Origin of the sequence: Streptomyces sp. S186 (assembly GCF_051603415.1) — a bacterium.
Lineage (GTDB): Bacteria > Actinomycetota > Actinomycetes > Streptomycetales > Streptomycetaceae > Streptomyces.
Window position 1 is genome coordinate 4,637,512 of the sequence record NZ_CP193932.1, and the last position, 24,363, is coordinate 4,661,874.

The 24,363-nt window shown below is 66.6% G+C and carries 27 protein-coding genes; all 27 read left to right on the top strand.

Annotated elements, in window-relative coordinates:
* Positions 1-123: 123 nt before the first annotated feature.
* The 27 genes from ACRAS8_RS19995 to rplF all read left to right on the top strand — a co-directional run bounded on the left by ACRAS8_RS19995 (position 124) and on the right by rplF (position 24,360).
* Entirely contained in the window at positions 124-981 is an 858-nt protein-coding gene (locus ACRAS8_RS19995; RefSeq protein WP_438487387.1) for a hypothetical protein, read from the top strand.
* 309 nt (positions 982-1,290) lie between these two features.
* Positions 1,291-1,821 carry a 50S ribosomal protein L10 gene (gene rplJ, locus ACRAS8_RS20000; protein WP_438487388.1) on the top strand — a complete coding sequence of 177 codons (531 nt, stop codon included), beginning with the start codon at positions 1,291-1,293 and terminating at the stop codon, positions 1,819-1,821.
* A 107-nt stretch (positions 1,822-1,928) separates the two neighbouring features.
* Complete coding sequence (rplL, locus tag ACRAS8_RS20005; protein ID WP_438487389.1) at positions 1,929-2,315, top strand: 50S ribosomal protein L7/L12; 387 nt, start codon at positions 1,929-1,931, stop codon at positions 2,313-2,315.
* 631 nt (positions 2,316-2,946) lie between these two features.
* Positions 2,947-6,432: a DNA-directed RNA polymerase subunit beta gene (gene rpoB / locus ACRAS8_RS20010; protein ID WP_438487390.1), complete on the top strand. Its 3,486-nt coding sequence runs from the start codon at positions 2,947-2,949 to the stop codon at positions 6,430-6,432.
* A gap of 96 nt (positions 6,433-6,528) precedes the next feature.
* Positions 6,529-10,428: a DNA-directed RNA polymerase subunit beta' gene (locus ACRAS8_RS20015; RefSeq protein WP_438487391.1), complete on the top strand. Its 3,900-nt coding sequence runs from the start codon at positions 6,529-6,531 to the stop codon at positions 10,426-10,428.
* Between the two features lie 248 nt (positions 10,429-10,676).
* Positions 10,677-11,156 carry a DUF1707 and DUF4190 domain-containing protein gene (locus ACRAS8_RS20020; RefSeq protein WP_438490544.1) on the top strand — a complete coding sequence of 160 codons (480 nt, stop codon included), beginning with the start codon at positions 10,677-10,679 and terminating at the stop codon, positions 11,154-11,156.
* Between the two features lie 344 nt (positions 11,157-11,500).
* Positions 11,501-11,872, top strand: coding sequence for a 30S ribosomal protein S12 (rpsL, locus tag ACRAS8_RS20025; RefSeq protein ID WP_003948652.1), 372 nt, complete (start codon positions 11,501-11,503; stop codon positions 11,870-11,872).
* Positions 11,873-11,874: 2 nt separating this feature from the next.
* Positions 11,875-12,345, top strand: coding sequence for a 30S ribosomal protein S7 (gene rpsG, locus ACRAS8_RS20030; RefSeq protein ID WP_018538761.1), 471 nt, complete (start codon positions 11,875-11,877; stop codon positions 12,343-12,345).
* A gap of 39 nt (positions 12,346-12,384) precedes the next feature.
* On the top strand, positions 12,385-14,505 hold the full coding sequence (gene fusA / locus ACRAS8_RS20035) for an elongation factor G (RefSeq protein WP_438487392.1): 2,121 nt from the start codon (positions 12,385-12,387) through the stop codon (positions 14,503-14,505).
* 157 nt (positions 14,506-14,662) lie between these two features.
* Complete coding sequence (gene tuf, locus ACRAS8_RS20040; protein WP_438487393.1) at positions 14,663-15,856, top strand: elongation factor Tu; 1,194 nt, start codon at positions 14,663-14,665, stop codon at positions 15,854-15,856.
* A 426-nt stretch (positions 15,857-16,282) separates the two neighbouring features.
* On the top strand, positions 16,283-16,591 hold the full coding sequence (gene rpsJ / locus ACRAS8_RS20045) for a 30S ribosomal protein S10 (protein WP_003948644.1): 309 nt from the start codon (positions 16,283-16,285) through the stop codon (positions 16,589-16,591).
* A gap of 17 nt (positions 16,592-16,608) precedes the next feature.
* On the top strand, positions 16,609-17,253 hold the full coding sequence (gene rplC, locus ACRAS8_RS20050) for a 50S ribosomal protein L3 (RefSeq protein ID WP_018538758.1): 645 nt from the start codon (positions 16,609-16,611) through the stop codon (positions 17,251-17,253).
* Between the two features lie 8 nt (positions 17,254-17,261).
* A complete protein-coding gene (gene rplD, locus ACRAS8_RS20055) occupies positions 17,262-17,915 on the top strand; it encodes a 50S ribosomal protein L4 (protein ID WP_438487394.1) in 654 nt (217 codons plus the stop codon).
* Positions 17,915-18,238 carry a 50S ribosomal protein L23 gene (gene rplW, locus ACRAS8_RS20060; RefSeq protein WP_018538756.1) on the top strand — a complete coding sequence of 108 codons (324 nt, stop codon included), beginning with the start codon at positions 17,915-17,917 and terminating at the stop codon, positions 18,236-18,238. Before rplD ends, rplW begins: the two co-directional genes overlap by 1 nt.
* A gap of 40 nt (positions 18,239-18,278) precedes the next feature.
* Positions 18,279-19,115, top strand: a complete 837-nt coding sequence (gene rplB / locus ACRAS8_RS20065) for a 50S ribosomal protein L2 (RefSeq protein ID WP_016571056.1) — start codon at positions 18,279-18,281, stop codon at positions 19,113-19,115.
* Positions 19,116-19,127: 12 nt separating this feature from the next.
* Entirely contained in the window at positions 19,128-19,409 is a 282-nt protein-coding gene (rpsS, locus tag ACRAS8_RS20070; RefSeq protein WP_004571826.1) for a 30S ribosomal protein S19, read from the top strand.
* A 44-nt stretch (positions 19,410-19,453) separates the two neighbouring features.
* Positions 19,454-19,801, top strand: coding sequence for a 50S ribosomal protein L22 (rplV, locus tag ACRAS8_RS20075; RefSeq protein WP_018538754.1), 348 nt, complete (start codon positions 19,454-19,456; stop codon positions 19,799-19,801).
* Positions 19,801-20,625 carry a 30S ribosomal protein S3 gene (gene rpsC, locus ACRAS8_RS20080; protein ID WP_438487395.1) on the top strand — a complete coding sequence of 275 codons (825 nt, stop codon included), beginning with the start codon at positions 19,801-19,803 and terminating at the stop codon, positions 20,623-20,625. Before rplV ends, rpsC begins: the two co-directional genes overlap by 1 nt.
* Before the next feature lie 5 nt (positions 20,626-20,630).
* A complete protein-coding gene (gene rplP, locus ACRAS8_RS20085; RefSeq protein ID WP_016571059.1) occupies positions 20,631-21,050 on the top strand; it encodes a 50S ribosomal protein L16 in 420 nt (139 codons plus the stop codon).
* Positions 21,050-21,274 (top strand): 50S ribosomal protein L29, encoded by a 225-nt coding sequence (gene rpmC, locus ACRAS8_RS20090; protein WP_004950453.1) that lies wholly within the window; start codon positions 21,050-21,052, stop codon positions 21,272-21,274. Before rplP ends, rpmC begins: the two co-directional genes overlap by 1 nt.
* Complete coding sequence (gene rpsQ, locus ACRAS8_RS20095) at positions 21,274-21,555, top strand: 30S ribosomal protein S17 (protein WP_006604882.1); 282 nt, start codon at positions 21,274-21,276, stop codon at positions 21,553-21,555. The genes rpmC and rpsQ overlap by 1 nt, the downstream gene beginning before the upstream one ends.
* Before the next feature lie 159 nt (positions 21,556-21,714).
* The gene (gene rplN / locus ACRAS8_RS20100) at positions 21,715-22,083 is read left to right on the top strand and encodes a 50S ribosomal protein L14 (protein WP_003998823.1); all 369 of its coding nucleotides are present in this window, start codon (positions 21,715-21,717) and stop codon (positions 22,081-22,083) included.
* A 3-nt stretch (positions 22,084-22,086) separates the two neighbouring features.
* Positions 22,087-22,410: a 50S ribosomal protein L24 gene (gene rplX / locus ACRAS8_RS20105; protein ID WP_018538752.1), complete on the top strand. Its 324-nt coding sequence runs from the start codon at positions 22,087-22,089 to the stop codon at positions 22,408-22,410.
* Positions 22,410-22,970 carry a 50S ribosomal protein L5 gene (gene rplE / locus ACRAS8_RS20110; RefSeq protein WP_018538751.1) on the top strand — a complete coding sequence of 187 codons (561 nt, stop codon included), beginning with the start codon at positions 22,410-22,412 and terminating at the stop codon, positions 22,968-22,970. Before rplX ends, rplE begins: the two co-directional genes overlap by 1 nt.
* 5 nt (positions 22,971-22,975) lie before the next feature.
* Complete coding sequence (locus ACRAS8_RS20115) at positions 22,976-23,161, top strand: type Z 30S ribosomal protein S14 (protein ID WP_003956452.1); 186 nt, start codon at positions 22,976-22,978, stop codon at positions 23,159-23,161.
* A 239-nt stretch (positions 23,162-23,400) separates the two neighbouring features.
* Positions 23,401-23,799: a 30S ribosomal protein S8 gene (gene rpsH / locus ACRAS8_RS20120; protein ID WP_438487396.1), complete on the top strand. Its 399-nt coding sequence runs from the start codon at positions 23,401-23,403 to the stop codon at positions 23,797-23,799.
* Positions 23,800-23,820: 21 nt separating this feature from the next.
* Positions 23,821-24,360: a 50S ribosomal protein L6 gene (gene rplF, locus ACRAS8_RS20125; RefSeq protein WP_018538749.1), complete on the top strand. Its 540-nt coding sequence runs from the start codon at positions 23,821-23,823 to the stop codon at positions 24,358-24,360.
* Positions 24,361-24,363 lie beyond the last annotated feature (3 nt).

Consider the following 24,363-nt stretch of genomic DNA (forward strand, 5'->3'; position numbering starts at 1 on the left):
GCCCCGCCTTCCGTACGGAAGGCGGGGCCTGACGCGTTCATAACAGGGCCGCCGGGTGCGCTGTCGGCGGCCTGCACTACAGTCCCCTGCGAGGTCCATCGAGGAGATCAAGGGGGAGCCTCAGTGCGCAGCACGCGTATAGCCGCCGCCGTCGCGGCGGGAGTTGTCATGATGGCCGGTCTGACCGCCTGCAACAGCGGCGGCAAGAGCAACGGCACCGGCGGCGGCAGCGCCGGCGGGAGCAGCAACGACGCCTCGGGGGCGAAGTCCCCGCTGGAGGCCGCGCTGGCCTCGCTGAAGACCGCCTCGCAGCAGACGAGCGACAAGAAGTCCGCCCAGATCGACGGCACGCAGAAGATGGGCCCGACCACGCGCACGATGAAGGGCGCGATGGACTGGTCGAACGGCATCAACATGACGCTCGACATCACCACCACCGGCGGCCCGATGGCGACCGGCAAGCCCATGAAGGCGCTGTACACGCCCCAGGCGATGTACATGAACATGGGCATGCCGATGGGCGGCAAGAGCTGGCTCAAGTACGACTACGACGCCCTGGCCAAGAAGGGCGGTCCGGCCGGCGCCCTGATCAAGGACTCCATGCAGAACAACGACCCGGTCAAGTCGGTGAACCTGCTGATCGCCTCCGGCAAGGTCCAGGCGGCCGGCAAGGAGGACGTCCGCGGCGTCCAGGCCACCCACTACACCGGCACGGTCGACGTGGCCGAGATGGCCAAGATGCAGTCCAAGAGCCTCAGCGCGGCCGACCTGAAGGTGCTGGAGGAGCAGCTCAAGCAGGCCGGTGCCACGAAGGAGACCATCGACCTGTGGATCGGCCCGGACAACCTGCTCGTCAAGAAGCGTGAGCAGATGGCCGGCAAGACGGCGACCGACTCGACCATGTTCTACTCGCACTACGGGACCAAGGTCACGGTGACCCCGCCGCCGGCCGGCGACACCATGCCCGCCCCCGGCATGTGACGGACGCGGCCGTGGCGGGACGTCGAGGGCGTCCCGCCACAGCCGTTACGCAGCCGATTTGCCTGCGCGTGGGCCCTTCCCGTACGGTGTCCCGGAAGCCAAAGACCGCTGGTTGTCTCTGCGTGTCCGGAACCGGATGCGTGGTGGCCGAAGGATCCGCTAGCTGCGGACGGCCTGCGCAGGTTGTGTGGAGAGACTCCCGGACAGTTCGCTGTTCGGTCGAGTAACGCCCCGTGCCCTGCGCCGGGGCGTTTGTGTTGCCCAGCCCCTTCTGCGCGGTCCTCATCACCCGGAAGGAGGCCGAGGCTCATGGCGAGGCCCGACAAGGTCGCAGCCGTCGACGAGATTGCCGAGAAGTTCCGCAACTCGAACGCCGCTGTTGTGACCGCGTACACCGGTCTTACCGTTGCGCAGATCAAGAATCTGCGTCGTTCGCTCGGTGACAACGCTCAGTACCGTGTGGTGAAGAACACGCTGACCAAGATCGCGGCCAAGGAGGCCGGGATCTCCGCGCTGGACGAGCACCTCAGTGGCTCGACGGCCGTCGCCTTCGTTACCGGTGACCCGGTCGAGGCGGCGAAGGGTCTTCGTGACTTCGCCAAGGAGAACCAGAACCTCGTCATCAAGGGCGGTGTCCTTGACGGCAAGGCGCTCTCCGCCGACGAGATCAAGAAGCTTGCGGACCTCGAGTCCCGCGAGGTTCTGCTCAGCAAGCTGGCCGGTGCCTTCAAGGCGAAGCAGTCCCAGGCTGCCTCCGTCTTCCAGGCGCTGCCGTCGAAGCTCGTCCGCACCGTGGACGCGCTGCGCGCCAAGCAGGCCGAGCAGGGCGGTGCCGAGTAATTCGGCTCGCGTCATGATCCGCGCCGTCCCGGCGCGGGTTACAGCGGGCCGCACGCCCGCCGAAATGTACATCCGGCACCAGCCGATTTAGTGGAAGGACCGCCACCATGGCGAAGCTCACCCAGGACGAGCTCCTTGAGCAGTTCGAAGGCATGACCCTCATCGAGCTCTCCGAGTTCGTGAAGGCCTTCGAGGACAAGTTCGACGTCACCGCCGCCGCTGCCGCGCCGGTCGTCGTCGCCGGCGGTGCCGCCGGTGGCGAGGCCGCCGCCGAGGAGGAGAAGGACGAGTTCGACGTCATCCTCACCGGCGCCGGCGACAAGAAGATCCAGGTCATCAAGGTCGTGCGCGAGCTGACCTCCCTCGGCCTGAAGGAGGCCAAGGACCTGGTCGACGGCACCCCGAAGCCGGTTCTGGAGAAGGTCGCCAAGGACGCCGCCGAGAAGGCCGCCGAGGCCCTCAAGGGCGCCGGTGCCTCCGTCGAGGTCAAGTGACCTCGGTGAGTCTCACGACTCCCGTCCGCCGCGCCTGAGGGCGTAACGCGGACACCGCGAAGGGCGATCACCCATACGGGTGGTCGCCCTTCCGCGTACCCGCCCCGGCTGCACCGTCCCGCGGCCGAGTGCGAGTATGGTGATCTTCGTTGTCCGGACGCACCTCCATGTGACGATCTCCCAGAGGCGGGGGGCCTTGACGAACCGGACGCGGCGCGCAATTCTCGGGACGCGGCACGGAAGCGGTCCAGGGTCCGAGGCATGGATCGCCGACGAAGAGGGAAGCATCGGTGTGCGCCACTGGCGCAAGGGCTTTCGGCAGGCGCAGGGCATTGGGCGAAGTGAAGAACAACGAGGGGCTCCTCCGGCACGGAGGGGATGACCTCCCGGAGGGAGAAGATCGGGACGCGGTGCGGTACCGGTCTCCGGAAACTCGCTCTGGACATCAGTGGGCCATGTGGCTACACTGACCCTTTGCGCTGCCTGTTAGCTGCTCCCTGCCCGTCACCAGGGGCATGCCCGAGCCCGAGTGAAGCCGAACGAACCGCCCTGACCTGGGCCTCTCGACCACTTTGCTCGATTCGGGACCGGTACGCGCGTAGTGAGTCCGAGCCCTCGGAAGGACCCCCTCTTGGCCGCCTCGCGCAACGCCTCGACTGCCAATACGAACAACGGCGACAGCACCGCCCCGCTGCGCATCTCCTTTGCGAAGATCAAGGAGCCCCTCGGGGTTCCGAACCTCCTTGCGCTGCAGACCGAAAGCTTCGACTGGCTGCTCGGCAATGCCGCATGGAAGGGTCGCGTCGAGGCTGCGCTGGAGAGTGGGCAGGAAGTCCCCACCAAGTCCGGTCTGGAGGAGATCTTCGAAGAGATCTCCCCGATCGAGGACTTCTCCGGGTCGATGTCGCTGACGTTCCGCGACCACCGCTTCGAGCCTCCGAAGAACTCCATCGACGAGTGCAAGGAGCGTGACTTCACGTACGCCGCTCCGCTGTTCGTCACCGCGGAGTTCACCAACAACGAGACCGGCGAGATCAAGTCCCAGACGGTCTTCATGGGCGACTTCCCGCTCATGACCAACAAGGGCACCTTCGTCATCAACGGCACCGAGCGTGTCGTGGTGTCGCAGCTCGTCCGCTCGCCGGGTGTGTACTTCGACAGCTCGATCGACAAGACGTCCGACAAGGACATCTTCTCCGCCAAGATCATCCCGTCCCGGGGTGCCTGGCTGGAGATGGAGATCGACAAGCGCGACATGGTCGGTGTCCGCATCGACCGCAAGCGCAAGCAGTCCGTCACCGTCCTGCTCAAGGCGCTCGGCTGGACCACCGAGCAGATCCTGGAGGAGTTCGGCGAGTACGAGTCGATGCGCGCCACCCTGGAGAAGGACCACACCCAGGGCCAGGACGACGCGCTGCTCGACATCTACCGCAAGCTGCGCCCGGGCGAGCCCCCGACGCGTGAGGCCGCGCAGACGCTGCTGGAGAACCTCTACTTCAACCCCAAGCGCTACGACCTCGCCAAGGTCGGCCGCTACAAGGTCAACAAGAAGCTCGGCGGCGACGAGCCGCTGGACGCCGGCGTGCTGACCGTGGACGACATCATCGCCACGATCAAGTACCTGGTGAAGCTGCACGCGGGCGAGACCGAGACGGTCGGCGAGAACGGCAACAACATCGTCGTCGAGACCGACGACATCGACCACTTCGGCAACCGCCGCCTGCGCAACGTCGGCGAGCTGATCCAGAACCAGGTCCGTACGGGTCTCGCCCGTATGGAGCGCGTCGTGCGCGAGCGCATGACCACCCAGGACGTCGAGGCGATCACGCCGCAGACCCTGATCAACATCCGGCCGGTCGTCGCCTCCATCAAGGAGTTCTTCGGCACCAGCCAGCTGTCCCAGTTCATGGACCAGACCAACCCGCTGTCGGGTCTGACCCACAAGCGCCGTCTGTCGGCGCTGGGCCCGGGCGGTCTCTCCCGTGAGCGGGCCGGTCTGGACGTCCGTGACGTGCACCCCTCGCACTACGGCCGCATGTGCCCGATCGAGACCCCCGAAGGCCCGAACATCGGTCTGATCGGCTCGCTCGCGTCCTACGGCCGGGTCAACGTCTTCGGCTTCATCGAGACCCCGTACCGCAAGGTCGTCGACGGCCAGGTCACCGACCAGGTGGACTACCTCACCGCCGATGAGGAAGACCGCTACCTGATCGCCCAGGCGAACGCCAAGCTCACCGAGGACCTGCGGTTCGCCGAGGGCCGTGTGCTGGTCCGCCGGCGTGGCGGCGAGGTCGACCTCGTCCCCGCCGACGAGGTGCACTACATGGACGTCTCGCCGCGCCAGATGGTGTCGGCCGCGACCGCCATGATCCCCTTCCTCGAGCACGACGACGCCAACCGCGCGCTCATGGGATCGAACATGATGCGCCAGGCCGTTCCGCTGATCAAGGCGGAGTCGCCGCTGGTCGGCACCGGCATGGAGTACCGCTGCGCGGTCGACGCCGGCGACGTCATCAAGGCCGAGAAGAACGGTGTGGTCCAGGAGGTCTCCGCGGACTACATCACCGTCGCCAACGACGACGGCACGTACACCACGTACCGCGTCGCCAAGTTCACCCGCTCCAACCAGGGCACCTCCTTCAACCAGAAGGTCGTCGTGGACGAGGGCGCGCGGGTCATCGAGGGCCAGGTCCTCGCCGACGGTCCGTCCACCGAAGAGGGCGAGATGGCCCTCGGCAAGAACCTCCTCGTGGCGTTCATGCCGTGGGAGGGCCACAACTACGAGGACGCGATCATCCTGTCGCAGCGCCTCGTGCAGGACGACGTCCTCTCCTCGATCCACATCGAGGAGCACGAGGTCGACGCCCGTGACACCAAGCTCGGCCCCGAGGAGATCACCCGGGACATCCCGAACGTCTCCGAGGAGGTCCTCTCCGACCTCGACGAGCGCGGCATCATCCGCATCGGTGCCGAGGTTGTCGCCGGCGACATCCTCGTCGGCAAGGTCACGCCCAAGGGTGAGACCGAGCTGACCCCCGAGGAGCGCCTGCTCCGCGCGATCTTCGGTGAGAAGGCGCGCGAGGTGCGCGACACCTCGCTGAAGGTGCCGCACGGCGAGATCGGCAAGGTCATCGGCGTCCGCGTCTTCGACCGCGAGGAGGGCGACGAGCTGCCCCCGGGCGTGAACCAGCTGGTCCGCGTCTACGTCGCGCAGAAGCGCAAGATCACCGACGGTGACAAGCTCGCCGGCCGCCACGGCAACAAGGGCGTCATCTCGAAGATCCTGCCGGTCGAGGACATGCCGTTCATGGAGGACGGCACCCCGGTCGACATCATCCTCAACCCGCTGGGTGTCCCGTCCCGGATGAACCCGGGACAGGTCCTGGAGATCCACCTCGGCTGGCTCGCCAGCCAGGGCTGGGACGTCTCCAGCCTCGGCGACGAGTGGGCCCAGCGCCTGCAGGCCATCGGCGCCGACCAGGTCGACCCGCGCACCAACGTCGCGACCCCGGTCTTCGACGGTGCCCGCGAGGACGAACTGGCCGGTCTGCTGGAGAACACCCGCCCGAACCGCGACGGCGACCGCATGGTCCTCCCGTCCGGCAAGGCGCGGCTGTTCGACGGCCGCTCCGGTGAGCCGTTCCCGGACCCGATCTCGGTCGGGTACATGTACATCCTCAAGCTGCACCACCTGGTCGACGACAAGCTGCACGCCCGCTCGACCGGTCCGTACTCGATGATCACCCAGCAGCCGCTGGGTGGTAAGGCTCAGTTCGGTGGCCAGCGCTTCGGTGAGATGGAGGTGTGGGCGCTGGAGGCTTACGGCGCCGCGTACGCCCTCCAGGAGCTGCTGACGATCAAGTCCGACGACGTCACCGGCCGCGTGAAGGTCTACGAGGCCATCGTCAAGGGCGAGAACATCCCCGAGCCCGGCATCCCCGAGTCCTTCAAGGTGCTCATCAAGGAGATGCAGTCCCTGTGCCTCAACGTGGAGGTGCTGTCCTCGGACGGCATGTCCATCGAGATGCGCGACACCGACGAGGACGTCTTCCGCGCTGCGGAGGAGCTCGGCATCGACCTGTCCCGGCGCGAGCCGAGCAGCGTCGAAGAGGTCTGACGGGTCTGGCCGGGAGCTTCTTCCCAGGAGTTCCCGGCCCCGCCCCGGACCCCGTACAGACCATCTAGACACGACCCTGAGAGGGATTGACGCATAGTGCTCGACGTCAACTTCTTCGACGAGCTGCGGATCGGCCTCGCCACCGCTGACGACATCCGTCAGTGGTCCCACGGCGAGGTCAAGAAGCCGGAGACCATCAACTACCGCACCCTCAAGCCCGAGAAGGACGGCCTCTTCTGCGAGAAGATCTTCGGCCCCACCCGGGACTGGGAGTGCTACTGCGGTAAGTACAAGCGCGTCCGCTTCAAGGGCATCATCTGCGAGCGCTGCGGCGTCGAGGTCACTCGCGCCAAGGTGCGCCGTGAGCGGATGGGCCACATCGAGCTGGCCGCGCCCGTCACCCACATCTGGTACTTCAAGGGCGTGCCGAGCCGGCTGGGCTACCTGCTGGACCTCGCGCCCAAGGACCTCGAGAAGGTCATCTACTTCGCCGCGTACATGATCACGTACGTGGACGAGGAGCGCCGCACCCGCGACCTGCCCTCGCTGGAGGCCCATGTCTCCGTCGAGCGCCAGCAGATCGAGAACCGCCGCGACGCCGACCTTGAGGCCCGCGCCAAGAAGCTCGAGACCGACCTGGCCGAGCTGGAGGCCGAGGGCGCCAAGGCGGACGCCCGCCGCAAGGTGCGCGAGGGCGCCGAGCGCGAGATGAAGCAGCTGCGCGACCGCGCGCAGCGCGAGATCGACCGCCTCGACGAGGTCTGGAACCGCTTCAAGAACCTCAAGGTCCAGGACCTGGAGGGCGACGAGCTCCTCTACCGCGAGCTGCGGGACCGCTTCGGCACGTACTTCGACGGCTCCATGGGCGCCGCCGCGCTGCAGAAGCGCCTGGAGACCTTCGACCTGGAGGAGGAGGCCGAGCGCCTCCGCGAGATCATCCGGACCGGCAAGGGCCAGAAGAAGACCCGTGCGCTCAAGCGCCTGAAGGTCGTCTCCGCCTTCCTGCAGACCCGCAACAGCCCCAAGGGCATGGTGCTGGACTGCATCCCGGTGATCCCGCCGGACCTGCGTCCGATGGTGCAGCTGGACGGTGGCCGCTTCGCGACCTCCGACCTGAACGACCTGTACCGCCGCGTGATCAACCGCAACAACCGCCTGAAGCGGCTTCTCGACCTCGGCGCGCCCGAGATCATCGTGAACAACGAGAAGCGCATGCTCCAGGAGGCCGTCGACGCGCTCTTCGACAACGGCCGCCGCGGCCGCCCGGTCACGGGCCCCGGCAACCGTCCGCTGAAGTCGCTGTCCGACATGCTCAAGGGCAAGCAGGGCCGCTTCCGTCAGAACCTGCTCGGTAAGCGCGTCGACTACTCGGCCCGTTCCGTCATCGTCGTCGGCCCGCAGCTCAAGCTGCACCAGTGCGGTCTGCCGAAGGCCATGGCGCTGGAGCTGTTCAAGCCGTTCGTGATGAAGCGCCTGGTGGACCTCAACCACGCGCAGAACATCAAGTCGGCCAAGCGCATGGTCGAGCGCGGCCGCACCGTGGTGTACGACGTCCTCGAAGAGGTCATCGCCGAGCACCCGGTGCTGCTGAACCGTGCGCCCACCCTGCACCGCCTCGGCATCCAGGCCTTCGAGCCGCAGCTGGTCGAGGGCAAGGCCATCCAGATCCACCCGCTCGTCTGCACCGCGTTCAACGCGGACTTCGACGGTGACCAGATGGCCGTGCACCTGCCGCTGTCCGCGGAGGCGCAGGCCGAGGCCCGCATCCTGATGCTGTCCTCGAACAACATCCTCAAGCCGGCCGACGGCCGTCCGGTCACCATGCCGACCCAGGACATGGTGCTCGGCCTCTTCTTCCTCACCACGGACGAGGAGGAGCGCGAGGTCAAGGGCGAGGGCCGGGCCTTCGGCTCGGTCGCCGAGGCGATCATGGCCTTCGACGCCCGCGAGCTCTCGCTGCAGGCGAAGGTCGACATCCGCTTCCCGATCGGCACCGTGCCGCCGCGCGGCTGGACCCCGCCGGCCCCGGTCGAGGGCGAGCCGGAGTGGCAGCAGGGCGACAGCTTCCGGCTGCGCACGACCCTGGGCCGCGCGCTCTTCAACGAGCTGCTGCCCGAGGACTACCCGTTCGTCGACTACTCGGTGGGCAAGAAGCAGCTCTCCGCGATCGTCAACGACCTGGCCGAGCGCTACCCGAAGGTCATCGTGGCGGCGACGCTCGACAACCTGAAGGCGGCCGGCTTCTACTGGGCCACCCGCTCCGGCGTCACCGTCGCCGTCTCCGACATCGTCGTGCCGGAGGCCAAGAAGGCGATCGTCTCCGGCTACGAGGCCCAGGACGAGAAGGTCCAGAAGCAGTACGAGCGCGGTCTGATCACCAAGGACGAGCGCACGCAGGAGCTCATCAACATCTGGACCAAGGCGACCAACGAGGTCGCCGAGGCGATGAATGAGAACTTCCCGAAGACCAACCCCATCTTCATGATGGTGGACTCGGGTGCGCGCGGAAACATGATGCAGATGCGTCAGATCGCCGGTATGCGTGGTCTGGTGTCGAACGCCAAGAACGAGACCATCCCGCGTCCGATCAAGGCGTCCTTCCGCGAGGGCCTGTCCGTGCTGGAGTACTTCATCTCCACCCACGGTGCCCGTAAGGGTCTGGCGGACACCGCCCTGCGTACCGCCGACTCCGGTTACCTCACCCGTCGTCTGGTCGACGTCTCCCAGGACGTCATCATTCGCGAGGAGGACTGCGGCACCGAGCGCGGCCTCAAGCTGCGGATCGGTTCGAAGGGCGCGGACGGCATCCTGCGCAAGGCGGACGACGTCGAGTCCTCCGTGTACGCGCGGATGCTCGCCGAGGACGTCGTGGTGGACGGCAAGGTCGTCGCGCCGGCCAACGTGGACCTCGGTGACGTGCTGATCGACCAGCTGATCGCGCACGGTGTCGAGGAGGTCAAGACCCGCTCGGTCCTGACCTGTGAGTCCGCGGTCGGTACCTGTGCGTACTGCTACGGCCGTTCGCTGGCCACCGGCAAGCTGGTCGACATCGGTGAGGCGGTCGGCATCATCGCCGCCCAGTCCATCGGTGAGCCCGGCACCCAGCTGACGATGCGTACCTTCCACACCGGTGGTGTGGCCGGTGACGACATCACCCTGGGTCTGCCGCGTGTCGTCGAGCTCTTCGAGGCCCGTACGCCCAAGGGCGTCGCCCCGATCTCGGAGGCGGCCGGCCGCGTCCGGATCGAGGAGACCGAGAAGACCAAGAAGGTCATCGTCACGCCGGACGACGGCAGCGACGAGACGGCCTACGGCGTCTCCAAGCGTGCCCGCATGCTGGTGTCCGAGGGCGACCACGTCGAGGTCGGCCAGCCGCTGACCGTCGGCGCGATCAACCCGCACGACGTGCTGCGGATCCTCGGCCAGCGTGCCGTCCAGGTCCACCTGGTCGGCGAGGTCCAGAAGGTCTACAACAGCCAGGGCGTGGCGATCCACGACAAGCACATCGAGATCATCATCCGGCAGATGCTGCGCCGCGTGACGATCATCGAGTCCGGCGACGCGGAGCTGCTGCCGGGCGAGCTGGTGGAGCGCTCGAAGTTCGAGGGCGAGAACCGTCGCGTGGTGGCGGAAGGCGGCCACCCGGCCTCCGGCCGTCCGCAGCTGATGGGTATCACCAAGGCCTCGCTGGCGACGGAGTCCTGGCTGTCGGCCGCCTCCTTCCAGGAGACGACCCGAGTCCTGACGGACGCGGCGATCAACGCCAAGTCCGACAGCCTCATCGGCCTCAAGGAGAACGTCATCATCGGTAAGCTCATCCCGGCCGGTACGGGCCTGTCCCGCTACCGCAACATCCGGGTCGAGCCGACCGAGGAGGCCAAGGCGGCGATGTACTCGGCCGTCGGTTACGACGACATCGACTACTCGCCGTTCGGCACCGGCTCCGGCCAGGCGGTCCCGCTGGAGGACTACGACTACGGTCCGTATAACCAGTAAACCTGGTACAACCAGTAAGCCTGGTTGAGCCGGTAAGGCCGTACGCGCCTGAACAGGGCGGTCACCCCACGGGGTGGCCGCCCTGCGGCGTTTCCGGTCCGGCCGGGGCCCGCGGGAACTTGTCCTCCCATTGCCGCGTCTGTGATGAGAGGATGGGGACAACTGTTGAGCGGGGGGAGGTTCGCGACATGGCATTCCAGCCGTGGCAGGGTGGGCAGCCCGCGCAGAACCCGTATCAGGTGCCTGCCATGCGGGCCTCGCACGCCGATCGCGAGCGCGCGGTCGACGTGCTGAAGGCGGGCTTCGCCGAGGGGCGCCTCGCACAGGCCGAGTACGAGCAGCGGATGGGCCGGGCCTATCAGGCGCAGACCCACGCCGAGCTCCAGATGCTGGTCGCCGATCTTCCGCAGGGCCCGGTGCCGCAGGCGCAGTTCGCGCCGCGCCCGGCCGTGCCGGCCACGTTTCTCCCGCCGCAGATGCCGATGCCGCAGACCACCAACGGCTCCGCCACGGGCGCGCTGGTCTGCGGGCTGATAGCCCCGTTCACCTGGGGACTGACGTCGATCCCCGCGGTGATCCTGGGGCACAAGGCGCGGGCCGAGATCCGGCGGACGGGGGAGCGGGGCGACGGCCAGGCGATCGCCGGGCTGGTGCTCGGCTGGCTCGGGATCGGTGCCTGGGCCCTGTTCTTCCTGGTGATGGCGATGCTGGCGGTGACCCGCGCCTGACGGGGGTGTGCCTTCTTCCGTAGGCCCGTGGTTCCCACTACGGTGGCCGCAGCGCCGGGCGAGTCCGGCGTGTCCTTCGCGTGTGCATTTGTTTTGACCGCAGCCGATGCGCTAGGTACGCTCTGACCTTGTGCCTGGGGTGTCCCTGGGCTGCCGTGCGCGCCTTCTCCCACCAGTTCGGCCGGAGAGTCCCGGCAGCGCGGAAGCCGGGTTTTGACACCGCAATCTGCCGCCCCCTCGTTCCAGCGAGGCAGGTCTGCAGTATTCGACACACCCGACCGCGTGGGTCGGGAAATGTTCCAGGTTAGCTTTACCGAGACTGGCACACAGAAACCGGAGAAGTAGTGCCTACGATCCAGCAGCTGGTCCGCAAGGGCCGGCAGGACAAGGTCGAGAAGAACAAGACGCCCGCACTCGAGGGTTCGCCCCAGCGCCGCGGCGTCTGCACGCGTGTGTTCACGACCACCCCGAAGAAGCCGAACTCGGCCCTGCGTAAGGTCGCGCGTGTGCGTCTGACCAGTGGGATCGAGGTCACCGCTTACATTCCGGGTGAGGGCCACAACCTGCAGGAGCACTCGATCGTGCTCGTGCGCGGTGGCCGTGTGAAGGACCTGCCGGGTGTTCGGTACAAGATCATCCGCGGCTCCCTCGACACGCAGGGCGTCAAGAACCGCAAGCAGGCTCGCAGCCGCTACGGCGCCAAGAAGGAGAAGTAAGAATGCCTCGTAAGGGCCCCGCCCCGAAGCGCCCGGTCATCATCGACCCGGTTTACGGCTCCCCCTTGGTGACCTCCCTCATCAACAAGGTGCTGCTGAACGGCAAGCGCTCCACCGCCGAGCGCATCGTCTACGGCGCCATGGAGGGTCTGCGTGAGAAGACCGGCACCGACCCGGTCATCACGCTGAAGCGCGCGCTGGAGAACATCAAGCCGACCCTCGAGGTCAAGTCCCGCCGCGTCGGTGGTGCGACCTACCAGGTCCCGGTCGAGGTCAAGCCCGGCCGCGCCGCCACCCTCTCGCTCCGCTGGCTCGTGGGCTACTCCCGCGCCCGCCGCGAGAAGACCATGACCGAGCGCCTCATGAACGAACTGCTCGACGCCTCCAACGGCCTCGGCGCTTCGGTCAAGAAGCGTGAGGACACGCACAAGATGGCCGAGTCCAACAAGGCCTTCGCGCACTACCGCTGGTAGTCGCAACCCACATCGAGACCGAGAGAAGACTGAGCCACTATGGCTACCACTTCGCTTGACCTGGCCAAGGTCCGCAACATCGGGATCATGGCCCACATCGACGCGGGCAAGACGACCACCACCGAGCGGATCCTGTTCTACACCGGTGTTTCGTACAAGATCGGTGAGGTCCACGACGGCGCTGCCACGATGGACTGGATGGAGCAGGAGCAGGAGCGCGGCATCACGATCACGTCTGCCGCGACGACCTGCCACTGGCCGCTGGACAACGTCGACAACACCATCAACATCATCGACACCCCGGGCCACGTCGACTTCACCGTCGAGGTGGAGCGTTCGCTGCGCGTGCTCGACGGTGCGGTGACGGTGTTCGACGGCGTTGCCGGTGTCGAGCCCCAGTCCGAGACCGTTTGGCGTCAGGCGGACCGCTACGGCGTGCCGCGCATCTGCTTCGTCAACAAGCTCGACCGCACGGGTGCCGAGTTCCACCGCTGCGTCGACATGATCACGGATCGCCTGGGCGCGACCCCGATCGTGATGCAGCTGCCGATCGGCACCGAGGCCGACTTCAAGGGCGTCGTCGACCTCGTGACGATGAAGGCCCTGGTCTGGTCGGCCGAGGCCGCCAAGGGCGAGATGTACGACACCGTCGACATCCCGGACACGCACATCGAGGCCGCCGACGAATGGCGCGGCAAGCTCCTCGAGGCCGTGGCCGAGAACGACGAAGAGGTCATGGAGCTGTACCTGGAGGGCCAGGAGCCCACCGTGGAGCAGCTCTACGCCGCGATCCGTCGTATCACCATCGCCTCCGGCAAGGCCGAGAACACCACGGTCACCCCGGTGTTCTGCGGTACCGCGTTCAAGAACAAGGGCGTGCAGCCCCTGCTCGACGCGGTCGTGCGCTACCTCCCCTCCCCGCTGGACGTCGAGGCCATCGAGGGCCACGCGGTCAACGACCCGGAGGAGATCGTCAAGCGCCGGCCGTCCGAGGAAGAGCCGCTGGCCGCCCTCGCGTTCAAGATCGCGAGCGACCCCCACCTGGGCAAGCTCACCTTCATCCGGGTGTACTCGGGCCGCCTCGAGGCCGGCACGCAGGTGCAGAACTCGGTGAAGGGCAAGAAGGAGCGCATCGGCAAGATCTACCGGATGCACGCCAACAAGCGTGAGGAGATCGACTCGGTGGGTGCCGGCGACATCGTCGCCGTCATGGGTCTGAAGCAGACCACCACCGGTGAGACCCTCTGCGACGCGGGCTCCCCGGTGATCCTGGAGTCGATGGAGTTCCCGGCCCCGGTCATCCAGGTCGCCATCGAGCCCAAGTCCAAGGGCGACCAGGAGAAGCTGGGTGTCGCCATCCAGCGCCTCGCCGAAGAGGACCCCTCGTTCCAGGTGCACACCGACGAGGAGACCGGCCAGACCATCATCGCGGGTATGGGCGAGCTGCACCTCGACGTGCTGGTCGACCGTATGAAGCGTGAGTTCCGGGTCGAGGCCAACGTCGGCAAGCCGCAGGTCGCGTACCGCGAGACCCTGCGCAAGCCGGTCGAGCGGCTCGACTACACGCACAAGAAGCAGACTGGTGGTTCCGGCCAGTTCGCGAAGGTGCAGATCGCGCTCGAGCCGCTCGAGGGCGACGGGTACGAGTTCGAGAACAAGGTCACCGGTGGCCGCATCCCGCGGGAGTACATCCCGTCCGTGGACGCGGGCTGCCAGGAGGCCATGGAGTTCGGTGTGCTCGCCGGTTACCCGCTGACCGGTGTCAAGGTCACGCTCCTCGACGGCGCGTTCCACGAGGTCGACTCGTCGGAAATGGCGTTCAAGATCGCCGGCTCGATGGCCTTCAAGGAGGCCGCCCGCAAGGCCAGCCCGGCCCTGCTGGAGCCGATGATGAAGGTCGAGGTCACCACGCCCGAGGACTACATGGGCGACGTGATCGGCGACATCAACTCCCGCCGTGGTCAGATCCAGTCCATGGAGGACCGCGCCGGTGCCAAGCTCGTCACGGGCCTGGTTCCGCTCTCGGAGATGTTCGGCTACGTCGGAGACCTCCGCAGCAAGACGTCGGGTCGCGCGAGCTACTCGATGCAGTTCGACTCCTACGCCGAGGTTCCCAAGAACGTCGCCGAGGAGATCATCGCCAAGGCCAAGGGCGAGTAACTCACCCCCCGAGTTCACGCTCTAGGCTTGACTCCGGTGCCTGTCGGGGCATTCCACCGCGAACCGCGGCGGAATGCCCCCGGGCCCGGGCTATCCAGCAAAGATCACCTGGCGCCGATGAGTAAGGCGTACAGAACCACTCCACAGGAGGACCCCAGTGGCGAAGGCGAAGTTCGAGCGGACTAAGCCGCACGTCAACATCGGCACCATCGGTCACATCGACCACGGTAAGACGACCCTCACGGCCGCCATTACCAAGGTGCTGCACGACGCGTACCCGGACCTGAACGAGGCCTCGGCCTTCGACCAGATCGACAAGGCTCCTGAGGAGCGCCAGCGCGGTATCACCATCTCCATCGCGCACGTCGAGTACCAGACCGAGACGCGTCACTACGCCCACGTCGACTGCCCCGGTCACGCGGACTACATCAAGAACATGATCACCGGTGCCGCCCAGATGGACGGCGCGATCCTGGTGGTCGCCGCCACCGACGGCCCGATGCCGCAGACCAAGGAGCACGTGCTCCTGGCCCGCCAGGTCGGCGTTCCGTACATCGTTGTCGCCCTGAACAAGGCCGACATGGTGGACGACGAGGAGATCCTGGAGCTCGTCGAGCTCGAGGTCCGTGAGCTCCTCAACGAGTACGAGTTCCCCGGCGACGAGGTTCCGGTCGTCAAGGTCTCCGCTCTGAAGGCCCTCGAGGGCGACAAGGAGTGGGGCAACTCCGTCCTCGAGCTGATGAAGGCCGTCGACGAGTCGATCCCGCAGCCGGAGCGCGACGTCGACAAGCCGTTCCTGATGCCGATCGAGGACGTCTTCACGATCACCGGTCGCGGTACGGTCGTCACCGGCCGTATCGAGCGCGGTGTGCTGAAGGTCAACGAGCAGGTTGACATCATCGGCATCAAGGAGGAGAAGACCTCCACCACCGTCACCGGTATCGAGATGTTCCGCAAGCTGCTCGACGAGGGCCAGGCCGGTGAGAACGTCGGTCTGCTGCTCCGCGGCATCAAGCGCGAGGACGTCGAGCGCGGCCAGGTCATCATCAAGCCGGGCTCGGTCACCCCGCACACGGAGTTCGAGGCGCAGGCGTACATCCTGTCGAAGGACGAGGGTGGCCGCCACACCCCGTTCTTCAACAACTACCGCCCGCAGTTCTACTTCCGTACGACGGACGTGACCGGCGTCGTGACCCTCCCCGAGGGCACCGAGATGGTCATGCCGGGTGACAACACCGAGATGAAGGTGGAGCTCATCCAGCCCGTCGCCATGGAGGAGGGCCTGAAGTTCGCCATCCGTGAGGGTGGCCGGACCGTCGGCGCCGGCCAGGTCACCAAGATCAACAAGTAATTGCTGATCCGGTCGACCCGGTAGCTCCCCGGAGCGTCTGAGAGGCCCCGCTCACCACCAGGTGGGCGGGGCTTCTTGACAGTTGGGGCCCGATTGGCCTTACGCATCCCGCGTATGGCACACTGTCCAGGTTGCTCGGTTGAGTGCCGATGCTGCGCGCCTCCCGCCGGGGGGACCGGAAGCGAGTCCCAGGTATTCGTCACCTCTTCTCAGAGGCGGAAGTACGGGAATCTTCCGGGAAGCGTCAGCGGGGTGCCTCGGCCAGGCGCCCGGTGGGTGTTCTTCCCCCACGCTCCCCTCCTTGAGGGATCTCTCCTGTGGAGATTTACGAGAAGGAGCGCGACACGCCCGACCGCGTGGGTCGGAGAAGAGCAGTGGCCCCACCGGGTCCCAGAGCGTTACGAGAGACAGGACTACGAAGTAGCCATGGCGGGACAGAAGATCCGCATCCGGCTCAAGGCCTACGACCACGAGGTCATCGACTCCTCGGCGAAGAAGATCGTCGAGACGGTGACCCGCACTGGTGCGTCGGTCGCGGGCCCGGTGCCGCTGCCCACTGAGAAGAACGTGTACTGCGTCATCAAGTCGCCGCACAAGTACAAGGACTCGCGCGAGCACTTCGAGATGCGCACGCACAAGCGCCTGATCGACATTCTCGACCCGACGCCGAAGACCGTTGACTCCCTGATGCGACTCGACCTCCCGGCCGGTGTCGACATCGAGATCAAGCTCTGAGGGCCGGTGATCTGAGAATGGCTAAGCAGATCAAGGGTCTCCTGGGCGAGAAGCTCGGCATGACGCAGGTGTGGGACGAGAACAACCGTGTTGTTCCGGTCACCGTCGTCAAGGCCGGCCCGTGCGTCGTGACCCAGGTGCGCACCAATGACCAGGACGGCTACGACTCCGTCCAGATCGCCTTCGGCGAGATCGACCCGCGCAAGGTGAACAAGCCCCTCAAGGGCCACTTCGCGAAGGCCGACGTCACCCCCCGTCGCCACCTCGTCGAGGTCCGTACCGCCGACGCGAGCGAGTACACCCTCGGCCAGGAGCTGAGCGCCGACGTCTTCGAGGCGGGCGTGAAGGTGGACGTGACCGGCAAGAGCAAGGGCAAGGGCTTCGCCGGTGTCATGAAGCGTCACGGCTTCGGCGGTGGCAAGGCTTCGCACGGTGCCCACCGCGTGCACCGCAAGCCGGGCTCCATCGGTGGCTGCGCCACCCCGGGCCGCGTGTTCAAGGGCATGCGGATGGCCGGCCGTATGGGCAATGAGCGGGTCACCACCCAGAACCTGACCGTCCACGCCGTTGACGCGGAGAAGGGTCTGCTCCTCATCAAGGGCGCAGTTCCTGGTCCGAACGGCGGCCTCGTCCTGGTCCGTACCGCGGCCAAGGGGGCCTGAGGTAACCGATGAGCACCATTGACATCCTTTCGCCGGCTGGCGACAAGGCCGGGTCCGTCGAGCTCCCCGCGGAGATCTTCGACGCGAAGGTCAGCGTTCCGCTGATCCACCAGGTCGTCGTCGCGCAGCTGGCCGCGGCCCGTCAGGGCACGCACAAGACCAAGACCCGCGGCGAGGTCCGCGGCGGTGGCAAGAAGCCTTACCGCCAGAAGGGCACCGGCCGTGCGCGCCAGGGTTCGACCCGTGCGCCGCAGTTCGCCGGTGGTGGCGTCGTCCACGGCCCCGTGCCGCGTGACTACAGCCAGCGGACCCCGAAGAAGATGAAGGCCGCCGCGCTGCGCGGTGCCCTCTCCGACCGGGCCCGCCACAGCCGCATCCACGTCGTCTCCGGCGTGGTCGACGGCGCGGTGTCCACCAAGGCCGCCAAGGGCCTGCTCGGCAAGATCAGCGACCGTAAGAACGTCCTGCTGGTCGCCGAGCGCTCCGACGAGGCCGCGTGGCTGTCCGCCCGCAACCTGCCCCAGGTCCACATCCTGGAGCCGGGCCAGCTGAACACGTACGACGTGCTCGTCTCCGACGACGTGGTCTTCACCAAGGCCGCCTTCGAGTCCTTCGTGTCTGGCCCCAAGGCCAACGTTGAGACCGAAGGGAGCGACGCCTGATGACTGAGGCTGTCGTCACCAGCAAGACCTTCACGGACCCGCGCGACGTCCTCGTCAAGCCGGTTGTGTCCGAGAAGAGCTACGCGCTGCTGGACGAGAACAAGTACACGTTCATCGTCGCGCCCGGCGCGAACAAGACCCAGATCAAGCAGGCCGTCGAGGCGGTCTTCTCGGTCAAGGTCACCGGGGTCAACACGATCAACCGGCAGGGCAAGCGCAAGCGCACCCGCACCGGTTTCGGTAAGCGCGCCAACACCAAGCGCGCCATCGTGACCCTCGCCGAGGGCGACCGTATCGACATCTTCGGCGGTCCGACCGCCTGACGGCGGTCCGGATCGTCCGAAATCGGACGAGGACTGAGAAATGGGTATCCGCAAGTACAAGCCGACGACCCCGGGCCGTCGTGGCTCCAGCGTCGCCGACTTTGTCGAGATCACGCGGTCCACGCCGGAGAAGTCGCTGGTCCGCCCGCTGCACAGCAAGGGCGGCCGTAACAACGCCGGTCGTGTGACCGTTCGCCACCAGGGCGGTGGCCACAAGCGCGCCTACCGCGTGATCGACTTCCGTCGTCACGACAAGGACGGCGTGCCGGCCAAGGTCGCGCACATCGAGTACGACCCCAACCGCACCGCGCGCATCGCGCTCCTGCACTACGCGGACGGCGAGAAGCGCTACATCATCGCCCCGCGCGGCCTGCAGCAGGGTGACCGGATTGAGAACGGCGCTGGCGCCGACATCAAGCCCGGCAACAACCTGCCGCTGCGCAACATCCCGGTCGGTACGACCATCCACGCCATCGAGCTGCGGCCCGGCGGCGGCGCGAAGTTCGCCCGCTCCGCGGGTGCCTCCGTGCAGCTGCTGGCGCGGGAGGGCTCCATGGCCCACCTGCGTATGCCGTCCGGTGAGATCCGCCTGGTCGACGTCCGCTGCCGCGCCACCGTCGGCGAGGTCGGCAACGCCGAGCAGTCGAACATCAACTGGGGCAAGGCCGGCCGTATGCGCTGGAAGGGCGTCCGCCCGACCGTGCGTGGTGTCGTGATGAACCCGGTCGACCACCCGCACGGTGGTGGTGAGGGCAAGACCTCCGGTGGTCGCCACCCGGTCTCGCCCTGGGGCAAGAAGGAGGGTCGTACTCGCTCGCCGAAGAAGGCCAGCAACAAGTACATCGTCCGCCGCCGCAAGACGAACAAGAAGCGCTAGGAGCGGGTTTAGATGCCGCGCAGTCTCAAGAAGGGGCCCTTCGTCGACGACCACCTCGCCAAGAAGGTGGATGTCCAGAACGAAGCCGGCACCAAGAACGTCATCAAGACCTGGTCCCGCCGCTCGATGATCGTCCCGGCCATGCTCGGCCACACGATCGCGGTGCACGACGGCCGCAAGCACGTCCCGGTGTTCGTCACCGAGTCGATGGTCGGCCACAAGCTCGGCGAGTTTGCGCCGACCCGCACCTTCCGCGGCCACGAGAAGGACGACCGCAAGTCGCGTCGTCGCTGATCGACCGGAGTGCGAAGACTATGACTGACACCGAAGGGACAACCATGGAAGCCAGGGCCCAGGCGCGGTACATCCGCGTCACGCCCATGAAGGCCCGCCGCGTGGTGGACCTTATCCGTGGCATGGATGCCACGGAGGCTCAGGCGGTCCTGCGTTTCGCCCCGCAGGCCGCGAGCGTGCCGGTGGGCAAGGTGCTGGACAGCGCCATTGCCAACGCCGCGCACAACTACGACCACACGGACTCCTCCACGCTCTTCGTCAGCGAGGCGTACGTGGACGAGGGCCCGACCCTGAAGCGGTTCCGTCCGCGTGCCCAGGGCCGTGCCTACCGGATCCGCAAGCGGACCAGCCACATCACCGTGGTCGTCAGCAGCAAGGAAGGAACCCGGTAATGGGCCAGAAGGTAAACCCGCACGGGTTCCGGCTCGGTGTGACCACGGACTTCAAGTCCCGTTGGTACGCCGACAAGCTGTACAAGGACTACGTCAAGGAAGACGTCGCCATTCGTCGCATGATGACGAAGGGCATGGAGCGCGCCGGTATCTCCAAGGTGGAGATCGAGCGCACCCGTGAGCGCGTCCGCGTTGACATCCACACCGCTCGTCCGGGCATCGTCATCGGCCGCCGCGGCGCCGAGGCCGACCGCATCCGCGGTGAGCTGGAGAAGCTGACCGGCAAGCAGGTCCAGCTGAACATCCTCGAGGTCAAGAACCCCGAGACCGATGCTCAGCTCGTGGCCCAGGCCGTCGCCGAGCAGCTGTCCTCCCGCGTCTCCTTCCGTCGCGCCATGCGCAAGAGCATGCAGTCGACGATGAAGGCCGGCGCCAAGGGCATCAAGATCCAGTGTGGTGGCCGTCTCGGCGGTGCCGAGATGTCCCGCTCGGAGTTCTACCGCGAGGGCCGGGTGCCCCTGCACACGCTCCGCGCGAACGTCGACTACGGCTTCTTCGAGGCCAAGACCACCTTCGGCCGGATCGGCGTGAAGGTCTGGATCTACAAGGGCGACGTGAAGAACATCGCCGAGGTGCGTGCCGAGAACGCCGCCGCCCGTGCGGGCAACCGCCCGGCCCGTGGTGGTGGCGCCGAGCGTCCGCGCCGCGGTGGCGAGCGTGGCGGTCGCGGCCGCAAGCCGCAGCAGCAGAGCGCCGCTGCCGAGGCCCCCAAGGCCGAGGCCGCTGCCGCTGCTCCGGCGGAGAACCCTGGAACGGAGGGCTGACCGACATGCTGATCCCTCGCAGGGTCAAGCACCGCAAGCAGCACCACCCGAAGCGGAACGGTATGGCCAAGGGCGGTACCGAGCTGGCCTTCGGTGAGTACGGCATTCAGGCCGTGACCGCGGCCTACGTGACGAACCGGCAGATCGAGTCCGCTCGTATCGCCATGACCCGTCACATCAAGCGTGGCGGCAAGGTGTGGATCAACATCTACCCCGACCGTCCGCTGACGAAGAAGCCGGCCGAGACCCGCATGGGTTCCGGTAAGGGTTCGCCGGAGTGGTGGATCGCGAACGTCAAGCCCGGTCGGGTGATGTTCGAGCTGTCTTTCCCGAACGAAAAGGTTGCCAAGGAGGCGCTGACCCGCGCCGCCCACAAGCTTCCGATGAAGTGCCGCATCGTGCGGCGCGAGGCAGGTGAGTCGTGATGGCGGCCGGTACCAAGGCGACCGAGCTGCGCGAGCTGAACAACGAGGACCTCGTTGCCAAGCTTCGTGAGGCCAAGGAGGAGCTGTTCAACCTCCGCTTCCAGGCGGCGACCGGACAGCTCGAGAACCACGGCCGGCTGAAGGCCGTCCGGAAGGACATCGCCCGGATCTACACCCTGATGCGGGAGCGCGAGCTCGGCATCGAGACGGTGGAGAGCGCCTGATGAGCGAGAAGAATGTGACTGAGACGAACGAGCGCGGTTTCCGCAAGACCCGTGAGGGTCTGGTCGTCAGCGACAAGATGGACAAGACCGTCGTCGTCGCCGTCGAGGACCGCGTCAAGCACGCGCTGTACGGCAAGGTCATCCGCCGTACCAACAAGCTCAAGGCGCACGACGAGCAGAACGCTGCCGGTGTCGGCGACCGCGTCCTCCTGATGGAGACCCGGCCGCTGTCCGCCACCAAGCGCTGGCGCATCGTCGAGATCCTCGAGAAGGCCAAGTAATTCCTGGCGGGGAATTCCTCGAAAGGGGCATTCCCTGCGGGGATTTCGACAGGCAAGCACATCCCTCCTAGGGGGACCCCCTAGGAACAGTTCCGCCAGGCTCCCGGGGCAGTTCGCTGAACTGCCCCGGGGGAACCGGCAGACATTCAGGAGATAGACGTGATCCAGCAGGAGTCGCGACTGCGCGTCGCCGACAACACTGGTGCGAAGGAGATCCTTTGCATCCGTGTTCTCGGTGGTTCCGGTCGCCGCTACGCGGGCATCGGTGACGTCATCGTCGCCACCGTCAAGGACGCGATCCCCGGTGGCAACGTGAAGAAGGGTGACGTCGTCAAGGCCGTCATCGTTCGCACCGTCAAGGAGCGCCGCCGTCCGGACGGCTCGTACATCCGCTTCGACGAGAACGCGGCCGTCATCCTCAAGAACGATGGCGACCCCCGCGGCACCCGTATCTTCGGCCCCGTGGGCCGTGAGCTGCGCGAGAAGAAGTTCATGAAGATCATCTCGCTCGCGCCGGAGGTGCTGTAACCGATGAAGATCAAGAAGGGCGACCTGGTCCAGGTCATCACCGGTAAGGACAAGGGCAAGCAGGGCAAGGTCATCGCGGCCTACCCCCGCGAGGACCGCGTCCTGGTCGAGGGTGTCAACCGGGTCAAGAAGCACACCAAGGCCGGACAGACCGCTCGTGGAGCGCAGACCGGCGGCATCGTGACGACCGAGGCCCCCATCCACGTCAGCAACGTTCAGCTGGTCGTGGAGAAGGACGGCAAGAAGGTCGTCACCCGCGTCGGGTACCGCTTTGACGACGAGGGCAACAAGATCCGCGTTGCCAAGCGGACCGGTGAGGACATCTGATGACTGCCACCACCAACGCGCCGCGTCTGAAGACGCGCTACCGCGAAGAGATCGCCGGGAAGCTGAAGGACGAGTTCTCCTACGAGAACGTCATGCAGATCCCCGGCCTCGTGAAGATCGTGGTCAACATGGGTGTGGGCGACGCCGCCCGCGACTCCAAGCTGATCGAGGGCGCCGTGCGCGACCTCACCACGATCACCGGCCAGAAGCCGGCCGTCACCAAGGCCCGTAAGTCCATCGCGCAGTTCAAGCTGCGTGAGGGCCAGCCGATCGGTGCCCACGTCACCCTCCGCGGTGACCGCATGTGGGAGTTCCTGGACCGCCTGCTGTCGCTGGCGCTGCCGCGCATCCGCGACTTCCGTGGTCTGTCCCCGAAGCAGTTCGACGGTCGGGGCAACTACACCTTCGGTCTCACCGAGCAGGTCATGTTCCACGAGATCGACCAGGACAAGATCGACCGTACCCGGGGTATGGACATCACCGTGGTGACCACGGCGACCAACGACGACGAGGGCCGCGCCCTGCTTCGTCACCTCGGCTTCCCGTTCAAGGAGGCGTGAGCGAGATGGCGAAGAAGGCTCTGATTGCCAAGGCTGCTCGTAAGCCGAAGTTCGGTGTGCGCGCGTACACCCGCTGCCAGCGCTGCGGCCGTCCGCACTCCGTTTACCGCAAGTTCGGCCTGTGCCGCGTGTGCCTTCGTGAGATGGCTCACCGTGGCGAGCTGCCGGGCGTGACCAAGAGCTCCTGGTAATCCCCCAGTTGGGTATTACCGGAGGCTCTCGGTAAGCATTCGGTCGGCGGGCGCCCGGAACCACTTCCCGTACGCTGGAAGGGTTTGGGCGCCCCGCCGCCCGAGACCGACCGCGGGTACCACCCGCATAACGTCGCTTACTACGCCGTAGGTCCCCGCGCCGCACCCGTCCCGACCGAGATCGGGGAGAGGGATGGCGCAGATAGGAAACCCCGGCGAGAGAGGCCGAAGGCCAATTCATGACCATGACTGATCCCATCGCAGACATGCTGACCCGTCTGCGGAACGCGAACTCGGCGTACCACGACACCGTGTCGATGCCGCACAGCAAGATCAAGTCGCACATCGCGGAGATCCTCCAGCAGGAGGGTTACATCACCGGCTGGCGCGTCGAGGACGCCGAGGTCGGCAAGAACCTCGTTCTCGACCTGAAGTTCGGTCCGAACCGCGAGCGCTCGATCGCCGGCATCAAGCGGATCTCGAAGCCGGGTCTGCGGGTCTACGCAAAGTCCACCAACCTGCCGAAGGTCCTCGGCGGCCTGGGCGTGGCGATCATCTCCACGTCCCACGGTCTCCTGACCGGCCAGCAGGCCAGCAAGAAGGGCGTGGGTGGGGAAGTCCTCGCCTACGTCTGGTAATCGGGAACGGAGGAATAGCTAATGTCGCGTATTGGCAAGCTGCCCATCCAGGTTCCCGCTGGTGTGGACGTCACCATCGAGGGCCGCACGGTCAACGTGAAGGGCCCCAAGGGTTCCCTTTCGCACACCGTCGCGGCGCCCATCGAGGTCGCCAAGGGTGAGGACGGCGTCATCGCCGTCTCCCGTCCGAACGACGAGCGTCAGAACAAGGCCCTGCACGGCCTGTCCCGCACGCTGGTGGCGAACATGATCACCGGCGTGACCCAGGGCTACGTGAAGAAGCTCGAGATCAGCGGTGTTGGTTACCGCGTCCAGGCCAAGGGCTCCAACCTGGAGTTCTCCCTGGGCTACAGCCACCCGATCCTGATCGAGGCGCCCGAGGGCATCTCGTTCAAGGTCGAGTCGCCGACGAAGTTCAGCGTCGAGGGCATCGACAAGCAGAAGGTCGGCGAGGTCGCCGCGAACATCCGCAAGCTGCGGAAGCCCGACCCGTACAAGGCCAAGGGCGTCAAGTACGAGGGCGAAGTCATCCGCCGCAAGGTCGGAAAGGCTGGTAAGTAAGCC